Raw genomic sequence first — 11697 nt, 5'->3', positions numbered from 1 at the left:
TGTCGGTGGCGATGGCGGGGAGGGTCCGCCCGGTCCCATTCCGAACCCGGTAGCTAAGCTCCCCAGCGCTGATGGTACTGCACTCGCTAGGGTGTGGGAGAGTAAGACACCGCCGACACAATCCTTATGAGCGGGGCCGGTTGATCCGAGCAGGATCAACCGGCCCCGCTTTTTCGTCTCTCCGCTCGACAAGGTCGTTTCCGTGCTTGAGACTTGGTCGCCGGAGTCCGGGCGGAAGGGGCACGGGAGTGGATGAGAAAGACCTCCGATCGTTGCTGGAGAAGCTGACGGTGGAGGAGAAGGCCCGGTTGCTGACCGGTGCCGACTTCTGGACGTTGCACCCGATGCCGAAGATCGGCTTGCGCCGGCTGGTGCTGTCGGACGGCCCGAACGGGGTGCGCGGCACGACCTGGGACGAGCGCGACACCTCGCTGCTGCTCCCGGTCGCGTCGGGACTGGCTGCGACCTGGGACCGCGCGTCGGTGCGACGGGCCGGCGAGCTGTTCGGTGACGAGGCCGTCCGGCGCGGGGTGCACGTCGTGCTCGCACCCACGATCAACCTGCACCGGAGCCCGTTCGGCGGCAGGCACTTCGAGAACTTCTCCGAGGATCCGCTGCTGACCGGCGTGATCGGTGCGGAGATCGTCGCCGGCATCCAGTCGCGCGGTGTGGCCGCCACGCCCAAGCACTACGTCGGCAACGAGAGCGAGACCGAACGGCTCACCTACAACGCGGTGATCGACGAGTCGACGCTGCGGGACTGCTACCTGGCACCGTTCCGGCGCATCGTCGACGAAGCGCAGCCCTGGGCGATGATGGCCGCCTACAACTCGGTCAACGGCCACACGATGACCGAGCACTCCGCGCTGGTCAACGACGTCCTCAAGGGCGAGTGGGGCTTCGACGGCGTGCTGGTCTCCGACTGGTTCGCCACCAGGTCCTGCGCCGGTGCGGCCAACGGGGGGCTGGACCTGGCGATGCCGGGGCCGAAGAGCCCGTGGGCCGATGGCGCCCTGGCGAAGGCGGTCCAGGACGGTGAGGTCGAGGAGTCGGTCATCGACGACAAGGTGCTGCGGCTGCTGCGCCTGGCGGACCGCGTCGGCGCCCTGGGCGAGGGCGAGGGCGAGCAGAAGGCCGTGGAAGCCCCGCCGGAACAGGCACGTGCCTCGATCCGGGAGCTGGCGGCGCGCGGGTTCGTGCTGCTGCGCAACGACAACGCGCTGCTCCCGCTGGATCAGGAGGTCACCAAGGTCGCGGTGATCGGAGAGAACGCCACGTTCCCCGCGGTGCAGGGCGGGGGCTCCTCGCACGTCAGCCCGCCGCACGTGGTGACTCCGCTGGACGGCATCCGCAGGGCCCTGCCGAACGCCGATGTCCAGTACCAGCGCGGAGTGCGGCACCGGCGGCTGCTCGATCCGATCCCGCCCGAGCTGGTGCTCGACCCGCAGGGCGACGGCAGCGGTCTGCGTGTGGAGTACCTCGGGGACGAGGGCCAGGTGCTCGACACCGAACTGCGCGGCACCGAGCGGCTGACGTGGCAGCTGGGTGCGATGCCGGAGGGCACCAGGAAGCTCCGGATGAGCGGGAGGCTCACCGCCGAGGTCGGTGAGCACGTGTTCGGCGTGAACGGCACCGGGAACTTCCGCGTCGAGGTCTCGGGTCGTGAGGTGCTGTCCGCCAACGTCAGGAGCAGCAGCGAGGTCGACGATCCGCTGGGCGACATGCTGGCGCCGCCGGAGCAGCGCTTCAACGTCGTGCTGGTGGAATCGGACCTGGACGAGGAGGGGCGCGTTCGCCTGGCGGTGGAGTTCACGCCGTTGAAGGTCGACGCGGACCTGATCTGCGTGGGTCTTGGCCACCGGCCGGAGCGCTGGGACGACGCGACGGAGCTGGAGGCCGCGTTGCGGGCTGCGCGGGACTGCGATGTCGCGGTGGTCGTGGTCGGCACCAACGACGAGGTCGAGACGGAGGGCCGGGACCGGAACTCGCTGGACCTGCCCGGCCCGCAGAACGAGCTGGTGGCGAAGGTGATCGCGGCCAACCCGAACACCGTCGTGGTGGTCAACGCGGGTGGTCCCGTGCTGATGCCGTGGGCGGCGGACGCGCCGACGGTGCTGTGGACGTGGTTCGGCGGTCAGGAGTACGGCGACGCGCTGGCCGACGTTCTGCTGGGAACCGCGGAGCCGGGCGGCAGACTGCCCACGACGTTGCCCGCGGCGCTCGCGGACGTGCCGGTGCCGCTGCCGGGCGTGCAGCCCGTCGACGGCGAGCTGAGCTACGAGGAAGGGCCGCTGATCGGCTACCGCGCCTACGCCGCTCGGGGCGTCACGCCCGGCTTCAGCTTCGGGCACGGGCTGGGCTACACGACGTGGTCGTACGACGAGGCGACGCTCGACGGCGACGCGGTCGCGGTGAAGCTGCGCAACACCGGTGACCGCGCCGGCCGCGAGGTCGTGCAGGTCTACACCGCGGATCCGCTGCGGCTGGTCGGTTTCGCGGTGGCCGAGGCAGAACCCGGGGCCGAGGTGGAGGTGACGGTGGAGGTCGAGCCGGGCGCGCAGGACGTGCGCGTGGGTCCGAGCTCCGGCGATCTCCGCCTCGACGCCGGGCGCTGACTCACTTCTTGGCGACGAACTTCTCCAGGTCGTCGAGCACCAGGTTGGCGGCGAGCGGGCCCAGGCCCAGGTACCAGGTGTCGTCGGGCACCTCGATGGCCTGGCCCGCGCGCACCGCGCCGAGGGTGGTCCACTGCACCGAGCCGGTCACCTGGCTCATCTGCTGGCGGGCGTTGTCGCCGTAGGCGGCGTAGAACAGCATGTCGCCGTCGGCCTGGGAGATCTGCTCGCGGCTGAGCTTGGTGAAGGTCTTGTCGGCGAGCTGGTTGTCCGGGCGGTTGAAGCCCGCGTCGGCGAGGATGGTTCCGATGAACGATCCCTTGTTGTAGAGCCGGATGTCACCGGGGATGAACCGGAGCATGCTGACCTTGCGCCCGGCGGCCTGCTTGCCGATCTCGGCGGCGCGGGCCTGGTAGTCGGCGAGGATCCGGTCGGCCTCCGCGCGCTTGCCGAGCGCTTCGGCGTCCAGCAGGAAGTTCTCCTTCCACGTCTTGCCCACGGTCTGGGCGAAGACGGTGGGGGCGATCTTGCTCAGCGCCTCGTAGTGCTCGTCGTCGCGGGTCTTGCTGGACAGGATCAGATCCGGCTTGAGGGCGGCGATCTGCTCAAGGTTGGGGGAGCCGATGGTGCCGACGATCTGGGGGTTGCCCGCCTTCTGCGCCAGGTACGGCTGGAGCTGGGTGTTGGCGTCGGGCAGCACGGTCGCGACCGGCTTCACGCCGAGCGCCAGCACGGAGTCCAGCTCGCCGGTGTCGAGAACGACCACGCGCTGCGGTGTTCCGGCGATGGTGGTCTGGCCCTTGGCGTGCTGGACGACGCGGCTCTGGGCGGGAGCGGGCTGCTCGGGCGCGGGCGTGCCGCAACCGGCGATGCCCAGGGCGAACGCGGCGGACAGCGCCGCGATGAGTCTGCGATGGCGCAGCATGAGGCACCCAATCTGTCGGAATCGTGCAAAAGTTTGGGTAGCCTAACCTGTCCACCGGTGGGTGACCAGAGTGGTGGCTTGTAATACTGATCATTAGCAGGGAAAACTGTCAGCGGGTGCTTACCGGGGACTTTCTAGAGCATCACCAGGAACATGTGGGCCATCGCAGCCGACAGCGCCAGCTCGACCAGGGATCGCGCACGCGGCGGCGGAGTGCGCACCAGGTCGGTGGCGGCGAAGCCCGCTGCCAGCGCGCAGTAGGCCATCAGGCACCAGGCCAGCAGCGGGTGCGCGAAACCCGGGGCCTGCGCCGCGATCGTGACGGAAGCGTGGTGGTGGCCCGCCGTGACCAACGGCGCTCCGGCGGCCCCGGACTGCTGCCCGGCGAACATGTAGACCATCGCCAGCGCTCCGATCGCGTGGTGCAGGTGCGAGCCGGTGCGCAGCCGCGCCGCGCGAAAGCCCAACCAGCAGGCGAGAACGAGGAACGGTGCGGCGAGCAGCGGTGACGGCGTCACGTGCATCGCGACCATGCCCAGGCCCATCATCAGCTGGGCGACGTCGACGTGGCAGGGGTGTTCGCGGTTGCGGTGGACGATTCCGAGCCGCACCAGCGCGGTCACCGTCGCCGCGACGACCGCGCCGGTCATGACCTGCTCGAACATGGCCCTCCACCGTCGCCGGAGCCGCGTGCGCGATCGATTGTTGGTGCCACGCGATGTCCGCAGATACCGCCTTGCGGGCGGACTTCGCCGAAGCGGTGGTGACCAGGCGTGGTCGGGTCCTCAGTGGACGGTCATGATGCCGTGCGGTGGACGAAGTTCTCCAGCGAGACCGACACCTCGTGGCGGGTCTCGCTGTGCCGTGTGCAGTAGGTCGTGGGGTACCAGCCGGTCTTCTGCCACGCGGCCGGGAGCTTGCGGTCGTAGCAGCCGTCCTCGACGGCTCCGGTGCGCAGCCCGTCGAGCCATTCCGAGGTGATCATCGGTTCGAAGTAGGTGACCTCGCGATTCCAGACCCCGTGGACCCAGGTGTGCCGGAACGGCTGTCCGTTGAACTCCGGTGCGGTGCGGTCGATCAGATGGTTGCCCATCGCGGGCTCGATCGCGTCGGCGTCGGTGAAATCGGCCGGCACGTAGCGGGAATCGGGCAGCCGCTTGCCCAGCTCGTAGTCGTCGCAGTGCACCAGCTGCGGGCACGGGCCGGTGCGGATCGCCAGCCGCTCGGCGTTGTCGTTGAGGTAGAAGTGGACGTCGTAGTGCGGCTTGTCGTAGACCCCGAGCGGGATGTGCCCGTGCGGGTTCCAGTTGTTGAGGACGTAGGTGAACGGGAAATCGGGTTGCTGCCGGGCGCGTTCGCCGAGTTCGAGCTTCTGCCCGTAGCCGCCCGAGCACTCGTGGACCGGATCGGTGCTGCCGTCCCCGTCCTTGTCGAAGCACAGCGTTCCATCGGTCGGCGGGTCGTGCGGCAACCCGCTGAAGCTCGCGTCCGACATCCGCACGCCGAGGGACACCGGGCGCGAGTCGAGGAACTGGGTGTAGGCGGTGATCCGGCCGTCGCCGAGCGGTGCGGACTCGCCGTACTCGGCGCAGGGGCCGCGGTAGGACGGGGCCTCGGCGACCAGCCGGTCGACGGCCTCGCCCGGCAGCAGCAGCGATTGCTCCCGCGCGGTGACCGCGCAGACCCATTCGAGCTCGTCGGTCGCCGCGGCCTGGGTCGTGGAGACGGTGGTGGCGGCGAGGAGGAGTGCTCCTGCGGATGCCATCGCGAGCGGGATCTTCATGATTCCTCCGGGGTGGTCCTGGTGAACCACGCCAGAGTCCCGCCGGCCGCTGTCCCGCCGCTTTCACGTGCCGGAGAGATCCGGCTGCCGAATGAAAGAAGACCCGCCGATGGGGCGGGTCTTCTTTCGCTGTGCGCCAACAGGGACTCGAACCCCGAACCCGCTGATTAAGAGTCAGCTGCTCTGCCAGTTGAGCTATTGGCGCTGGCCCCGGGTCTCCCCGGCAACGCGAAAAAGATTAGCACGCGCTCGGAACGGCCTGTGCAGCAGGTCCGATCGTGCTCGCGGTCATATTCGTCGGAGCGGTATCGGGAAATGAAAAAGACCCGCCGATGAGGCGGGCCTTTCGTTTGCTGTGCGCCAACAGGGACTCGAACCCCGAACCCGCTGATTAAGAGTCAGCTGCTCTGCCAGTTGAGCTATTGGCGCTAGCGCGTCCCCCGGGGTTTCCGTTCGGTCTCCCTGGCGACGTCGAAAACATTAGCACGGGCCGTCGGCTCCCTCGGCAGGGGGTCTCCTCGTCGGTCGAGGGCAACCCCGGTGCCCCGCCGCACGTCCACCGGACGTGCGTGGAGGTGGCCGGAGCACAGGGAATATGACACTGAGTGCGGACCCGGTCGCTGCACGCACGGTCGGGTGATTACGGCACACTGGTGTTCAGGCGCAGGTGTGGTTTGTGACGGGACGGATAGTTGCCAATGAGGAAAAGGCGTAACCCGGTCGGGGCTTTCTCGCGGGTTAGGCGGCTGACGACCATGTCGGTCGTCGGGCTGGTGGGTTTGCTGGTCGCCGGGTGCAGCGGCGGCGGGGGAGTGGAGGCCGGGCAGGACCAGGGCCCGGCGGCTCCGGTGGTGCGGTTCGCGCAGCCGAACGGGGCCAAGGACGTGTCGCCGGCGGCTCCGGTGACCGCGAACGTCAGCGGCGGCCGGATCGTGAACGCGACGCTGACCAACTCCGACGGCAAGCAGGTGCCGGGGCAGGTGTCCCCGGACGGCGCGAGCTGGTCGTCGACCGAGAAGGCCGGTTACGGCAAGACCTACACGCTGGCGGTGACGGCGCAGGGCGAGGGCGGCCCGGCCATCACGCAGCAGTCGACCTTCACCACGATCGACCCGAAGTCGCAGACCTACGTGTCGATGATCCCGCTGGACGGCGAGACCGTCGGTGTCGGTCAGCCGCTGGTGTTCCGCTTCAGCAGCAACGCGCCCGCTCCGGACAAGCGGAAGGCGGAGGAGGCGATCAAGATCGCCACCGAGCCGGTCGTCGAGGGAGCCTTCTACTGGTTCAACAGCCGCGAGGTGCACTGGCGGCCCAAGGACTACTGGCAGGCGGGCACCAAGATCTCGATCGCGGTGGACGCCTACGGCCGCGAGTTCGGTCCGGGTTTGTGGGGTGAGGAGGACCGCAAGGCCACCATCACCATCGGCGACCGCGTGGTGCTCAAGGCCGACGGCGCGTCGCACCAGATGAGCGTGGAGAAGAACGGCCAGGTCATCCGGACGATGCCGGTGTCGCTGGGCAAGCCGGAGTTCCCCTCGAACAACGGCGTGCACGTGGTCACCGAGCACCACCGCAAGAAGCTGATGGACTCGACGACCTACGGGCTGCCGCTGGAGGCCGGTGGCTACCAGACGGAGGTCGAGTGGGCGGTCCGCATCTCCAACGGCGGCGAGTTCCTGCACGCGGCTCCGTGGTCGGTGGGCGACCAGGGCCACCGCAACGTCAGCCATGGGTGCATCAACATGAACAACGCCAACGCGGAGTGGATCTTCAACCTGCTCAAGAAGGGCGACGTGGTCGAGATCACCAACTCCGGCGGCCCGAACCTCCGCTCCTGGGACGGTTTCGGGGACTGGCAGATCCCGTGGAACGAGTGGCAGAAGGGCAACAAGTAGCCCTCACCAGCGAAGCGACTGCGCCGGAGCCCGGCGCAGTCGCTTTCTCCTTCCCGGTCGAGGCGGTCAGAGCAGGCAGTTCGGCTGGAACCCGGGGTCGGCGGGTCCTTCGCGGTCGAGCGCGTGCAGCACCCACTGCACCACCACCGGGTCGTTCGGGCTCTGGTCGTGCTCCGCGAGGTCGTTCGGGCACGCGTCCTGCACGGTGATGTTGGTCAGGTCACCTGCGGGGCCGTCGTGGAGGAAGGCGTTGGTGTACGGGGTGACCACCTCGTCGTAGCGGGTGGTCACGACCGTGTAGTCGGGGCCGTCCGGGGTGTCGTCACCGGCGTTGAGGTCGGCCAGGAACGGCGATCCCTGCATCTGCTGGGTGCAGGCCTCGCAGACGACGCCCGCCGGGGCGACCAGCGGAGTGGTGGTGCCGTAGTTCGACGGGACGATCCCGATCAGCTCGCCGGTCTTCGCGGCGCCGCCCAGGGACTTCAGGTACGCGCGGGGCATCATGCCGCCCTGGCTGTGCCCGACGAGGTCGACCTGGCTCGCGCCGGTCGCCGCGAGGACCTCGTCGATGAAGGACGCCAGTTCCTGCGCGGAGTTCTCGACGCGGCCCGTGGCGTTGTTGCCGTAGTCCAGCGCGAACACGCAGTAGCCCGCCTGCTTGATCTGCGGGGACAGCAGCGACCAGTTCTTGGCCATGTTCTCGAAGGTGCCGTGCACGAGCACGACCGGCCGCGGGTGTTCGGGGCTGGGCACGCAGCTCCAGTCGTTGGCCCCGGGCGGTGGGACGCCCACCGGGGCGGCGTGCGCGGTGCCGGATCCGAGCAGCGCGGTCGCGATCGCCAGTGCGAGCAGTGCTGGCAGCCCTCGGTGCCGCATGCGGTCGTTCCTTCCAGTAGCCGGGAATGCTCCGAACGCCGCTGGGCACGGGGCCGAACGGGTTACCGTGCAGAGGTTCTTAGCCCGGAGCGCGACCGGTGTCAAGCGGGACGTCGATGATCTGACCTGCCCGAACGCCGGTCGAGGGCTTCTCCGATCGAGCGGAAGGGGGTGCGCGAATTCGCTCCCGAAATCGGGCGCAGCGCGAAAAAACTCCGGCCGACCACCATTTCTGGCGATCGGCCGGAGTTCTACTCAAAGGGTGAGTGACGGGATTCGAACCCGCGACTCCTGGGACCACAACCCAGTGCTCTACCGACTGAGCTACACCCACCTCGGCCGCTCGGACCGGCCCTGGCGGGCCCCGTCCGGAGCAACGGAAACCATCTTAGCGTGTGCCCGCCACGGGATTTCCACCGCCTCCGGTTTTCGCGTCCGAGCAGCTCAGCGGGGCCTCAGGACTGCTCGCGGGCTCGCGTGGTCCCGCTGACCCCTCCGGGGTCGCTGAGCAGTTCGGCGGCGACGGCCTGGGCCTGCTCGCTGCTCGGGCCGGGGTGCGGGACGAACGCAGTGCGCCGGTAGTACGCGAGCTCGCGGATGGATTCGCGGATGTCGGCCAGCGCGCGGTGGGCGAGCCCCTTCTCCGGCTGCGCGTAGTAGATGCGCGGGTACCAGCGCCGGCAGAGCTCCTTGATGGAGGAGACGTCGACCATCCGGTAGTGCAGGTGCGCGTCGAGCTGCGGCATGTCGCGCGCGATGAACCCGCGGTCGGTGGCGATGGAGTTGCCCGCCAGCGGCGCGGACCGCACGTCGGGCACGTACTGCCGGATGTACTCCAGGACCTGCTGCTCTGCTTCGGCGAGGGTCACCTGGGATGCGCGGACCTCCTCGGTGAGCCCCGAGCGGTCGTGCATGTCGCGCACGACTTCGGGCATGCCCGAGAGGGCGTCGTCGTCGGCGTGGATGACGATGTCCACGCCTTCGCCGAGGATGTTGAGGTCCGCGTCCGTGACCAGGGCGGCGATCTCGATCAACGCGTCCTTGCCGAGCTCCAGCCCGGTCATTTCGCAGTCGATCCACACTAGACGGTCATTCACTCGACGCAGCCTAACTCCCGCGACCGGTTGATCGCGGGAAGAGTGTCGGGATCGCAAGCTTCGGGGCTACCCGTCGAGGTGCGTCCGGAGTTCGCGGGGGACGACCTTGCCGGTGGCGTTGCGGGGGAGCTCGTCGAGGAAGATCACGTCGCGGGGGACGGCGAACTTCGACACCCGGCTGCGGACGTGGTCGCGCACCTGGTCGGCGTCCATGGAGCCCTTCTCGCGCGGGACGACGAACGCGGCCAGGCGCTGGCCGAAGTCGGCGTCGTCGACCCCGATGACGGCGACTTCGGAGACCTCGTCGATGCCGACGATGGCGTCCTCGGCTTCCTTGGGGTAGATGTTCTCGCCGCCGGAGATGATCATGTCGTCCTCGCGGCCTGCGATGAACAACCGCCCGGAGTGGTCGAACCTGCCCAGGTCGCCGGTGGACATGAGCCCTTCGCGGCGTTCGCGGCTGTTGCCGTTGGTGTAGCCGTCGAACAGCATGTCGTTGCCGGCGAAGATCCGGCCGGTCTCGCCGCGGCGGACGGGTTCGCCGCTGTCGTCGAGGATGCGCACGGTGGTGCCGCGCGGCGGCCGCCCGGCCGAGGACGGTGCGGCCCGCAGGTCGGCGGGGGTGGCGATGCTCACCCACGAGACCTCGGTCGAGCCGTAGAGGTTGTAGAGGACCGGGCCGAAGGCGCGCTGGAACGTCGTGGCCAGGTCACCGGGCAGCGCGGAGCCGCTGGCGGCCACGACGCGCAGCGATGAGGTGTCGAAGCGCTCGCGCTCCTCGGCGGGCAGGTCGAGCATCCGCTGGAGCATGACCGGGACGCCGAACATGCCGCCGACGCGGTGCCGCTGGATGGTGCGCAGCGTGTCGATCGCGTCGAACTTGCGGCGCAGCACCAGGGTGGCGCCGAGGACGGCGGAGAGCTGGAACCCGGCGATGCCCCAGGTGTGGAACAGGGGAGCGCTGAGCAGCACGCGCTCGCCCGCTCGCAGCGGGATGCGGGAGAACACCGCGCCGGCCGGGTTCAGGCTCGGCGGGTCGGGGCGGCGGGCGCCCTTGGGCGTGCCGGTGGTGCCGGAGGTGAGCACGATCAGCCGCGAGTGCCGCTTGGGCCGGGGCACCTGCTTGCCGGTGCCGGTGGCGATGAGGTGGTCGAGGGTGTTGTGCTCGGTGGGTCCGTCGGCCCAGCCGAGGACGACGTCGAGGTCGCCGGGCAGGTCCTGCAGGTGCCCGGCGAACTCCTCGTCGAGGACGAGCACGCTGACGTCCTGCTCGGCGAGCACGTCGGCGAGCTGGCGGGTGCTGAGCCCGACGTTGAGCAGCACCACGTCGACGCCGAGCTTGGCCGCGGCGACGATGACCTCGACGGGTCCGTGGTGGTTGCGGGTGAGCACGCCGATGCGGGTCTTGCCGGGCACGCGGTCACGCAGCGCGGCGGCCAGGCGGGTGGTGCGGGTGGCGAGTTCGGCGTAGCTGAGCGCGCCGCGCTCGTCGATCACAGCGGGGCGATCGGGGTGGCGGGCGGCGCCGACGGCGAAGCCGAGCGGCAGGGTGATGCCCCACCGGCGGTAGGCCAGCGCGATGCGCACCAGCTTGTCCGGCCGCATGGGCCGGACGACGCCTTGTTTGACCAGCACGAACAAGGTGTGCAGTGCCGGTGCGGCGTGGTTGGTAAGAAAACTGGGCAGTCGCCGCAAAACGCTCACTCGGTCACCCCTCGTCCGTGAAACCTACTCGGGAGTAGATTGTGCCGTGAGTAATCCTCCCGGCCAAGTCCTCCGTGTCGAGTATCCCGGTTCCGCGAGTGCGAGAGGGCGGAGCGGCTCCCCTCCTCGCCGCTCCTGAAGGCCCACCGCCAGAGGCGATGGGGACGTTAGGCGGCGCGGCGGGGAAGGGGGAGCCTCTCCCGCCGCGCCGACCCCCAGCTACCTGGGATCTTCGAGGAATTGCTTTGCTCGGCGGTGCCAGTGGCGGAACCTGAGCGCTTCGTGGACTCCGTGCGCCATTCCTGATGCATGCCGATGCACGGCGTCGCGGCGTACTCGCCACGAAACCGCTGAAGAACCCGCGGCGGTGCCGACTGAGTCCCACGCCTGAGGCAGCGGTTCCGCCGCATCCCTCAACAGTTCCTAGTCGACGCCCGCGGCGGTGACCACCGCGTCGCGCAGGGCCGCGCGCAGGCGGCCGACCTCCAGCGGTGAGAGCACCGCGGTCTCCCCGGGCGGCGCGACGATGACGACCCGGCCGTGGTTGACGAACACCGACATGTCTCGTCGCCGTCCGGCGACGTCGCGGCAACTGACGTGCCACTCCTGGTTGGGCCCCACAGTCCCAGCCTCCCTGTGCCGATCCGCTTGGTGCGGTGGAGCCGCGCAGCGCGCGCTCCTGGTGGAGGGACGCACCGATCCGAGGGGCGTGACGGCACTTCGCCGAAACAACGGGAAAGTGTGCGCGGTCACGGCCGGGTTCGCGGGCCCGAACGCAACTCGGGGCGACCCCCACAACCGG

General features: G+C 69.4%; 9 protein-coding genes, 3 tRNA genes and 1 rRNA gene. 3 read left to right on the top strand and 10 right to left on the bottom strand.

Annotation, left to right across the window (positions count from 1 at the left end):
* Position 1: 1 nt before the first annotated feature.
* Together rrf and KBO27_RS20375 are read left to right on the top strand one after the other, a co-directional pair.
* Positions 2–118, top strand: a 5S ribosomal RNA gene (rrf, locus tag KBO27_RS20380).
* Positions 119–248: 130 nt separating this feature from the next.
* Positions 249–2615, top strand: coding sequence for a glycoside hydrolase family 3 C-terminal domain-containing protein (locus KBO27_RS20375; protein WP_210971461.1), 2367 nt, complete (start codon positions 249–251; stop codon positions 2613–2615).
* A gap of 1 nt (position 2616) precedes the next feature.
* On the opposite strand, the gene KBO27_RS20370 is transcribed toward KBO27_RS20375, so the two are convergent.
* The 5 genes from KBO27_RS20370 to KBO27_RS20350 form a co-directional block, all read right to left on the bottom strand.
* On the bottom strand, positions 2617–3540 hold the full coding sequence (locus KBO27_RS20370) for an ABC transporter substrate-binding protein (RefSeq protein WP_210971460.1): 924 nt from the start codon (positions 3538–3540) through the stop codon (positions 2617–2619).
* 134 nt (positions 3541–3674) lie between these two features.
* Positions 3675–4205: a DUF5134 domain-containing protein gene (locus KBO27_RS20365; RefSeq protein ID WP_210971459.1), complete on the bottom strand. Its 531-nt coding sequence runs from the start codon at positions 4203–4205 to the stop codon at positions 3675–3677.
* Between the two features lie 131 nt (positions 4206–4336).
* The gene (locus KBO27_RS20360; RefSeq protein ID WP_210971458.1) at positions 4337–5323 is read right to left on the bottom strand and encodes a hypothetical protein; all 987 of its coding nucleotides are present in this window, start codon (positions 5321–5323) and stop codon (positions 4337–4339) included.
* Positions 5324–5455: 132 nt separating this feature from the next.
* Positions 5456–5528, bottom strand: a tRNA-Lys gene (locus KBO27_RS20355).
* Between the two features lie 151 nt (positions 5529–5679).
* Positions 5680–5752: transfer RNA gene (locus KBO27_RS20350), tRNA-Lys, on the bottom strand.
* Between the two features lie 326 nt (positions 5753–6078).
* On the opposite strand from KBO27_RS20350, the gene KBO27_RS20345 reads away from it, so the two are divergent.
* Positions 6079–7218, top strand: a complete 1140-nt coding sequence (locus KBO27_RS20345; protein ID WP_210971457.1) for a L,D-transpeptidase — start codon at positions 6079–6081, stop codon at positions 7216–7218.
* 66 nt (positions 7219–7284) lie between these two features.
* Here the strand turns inward: KBO27_RS20345 and KBO27_RS20340 are convergent, their stop codons facing one another.
* The 5 genes from KBO27_RS20340 to KBO27_RS20320 all read right to left on the bottom strand — a co-directional run bounded on the left by KBO27_RS20340 (position 7285) and on the right by KBO27_RS20320 (position 11516).
* Positions 7285–8094 carry an esterase/lipase family protein gene (locus KBO27_RS20340; protein ID WP_210971456.1) on the bottom strand — a complete coding sequence of 270 codons (810 nt, stop codon included), beginning with the start codon at positions 8092–8094 and terminating at the stop codon, positions 7285–7287.
* Positions 8095–8355: 261 nt separating this feature from the next.
* Positions 8356–8428, bottom strand: a tRNA-His gene (locus KBO27_RS20335).
* A gap of 121 nt (positions 8429–8549) precedes the next feature.
* Entirely contained in the window at positions 8550–9191 is a 642-nt protein-coding gene (orn, locus tag KBO27_RS20330; RefSeq protein ID WP_132678563.1) for an oligoribonuclease, read from the bottom strand.
* Positions 9192–9257: 66 nt separating this feature from the next.
* Positions 9258–10895: an AMP-binding protein gene (locus KBO27_RS20325; RefSeq protein WP_307870509.1), complete on the bottom strand. Its 1638-nt coding sequence runs from the start codon at positions 10893–10895 to the stop codon at positions 9258–9260.
* 423 nt (positions 10896–11318) lie between these two features.
* On the bottom strand, positions 11319–11516 hold the full coding sequence (locus KBO27_RS20320) for a hypothetical protein (RefSeq protein ID WP_132674889.1): 198 nt from the start codon (positions 11514–11516) through the stop codon (positions 11319–11321).
* Positions 11517–11697: the final 181 nt, after the last annotated feature.

The sequence above is a fragment of the Saccharopolyspora endophytica genome, assembly GCF_018070075.1.
GTDB lineage: Bacteria > Actinomycetota > Actinomycetes > Mycobacteriales > Pseudonocardiaceae > Saccharopolyspora > Saccharopolyspora endophytica.
The sequence above is the reverse complement of the archived record's forward strand: the minus strand, read 5'-3'. Positions and strand labels throughout refer to the sequence as shown.

Bases quoted from the DNA above. Each gene is read 5' to 3' on its own strand.
- KBO27_RS20370 (WP_210971460.1), bottom strand. From the start codon at position 3,540: ATGCTGCGCCATCGCAGACTCATCGCGGCGCTGTCCGCCGCGTTCGCC.
- KBO27_RS20365 (WP_210971459.1), bottom strand. From the start codon at position 4,205: ATGTTCGAGCAGGTCATGACCGGCGCGGTCGTCGCGGCGACGGTGACC.
- KBO27_RS20360 (WP_210971458.1), bottom strand. From the start codon at position 5,323: ATGAAGATCCCGCTCGCGATGGCATCCGCAGGAGCACTCCTCCTCGCC.
- KBO27_RS20345 (WP_210971457.1), top strand. From the start codon at position 6,079: ATGTCGGTCGTCGGGCTGGTGGGTTTGCTGGTCGCCGGGTGCAGCGGC.
- KBO27_RS20340 (WP_210971456.1), bottom strand. From the start codon at position 8,094: ATGCGGCACCGAGGGCTGCCAGCACTGCTCGCACTGGCGATCGCGACC.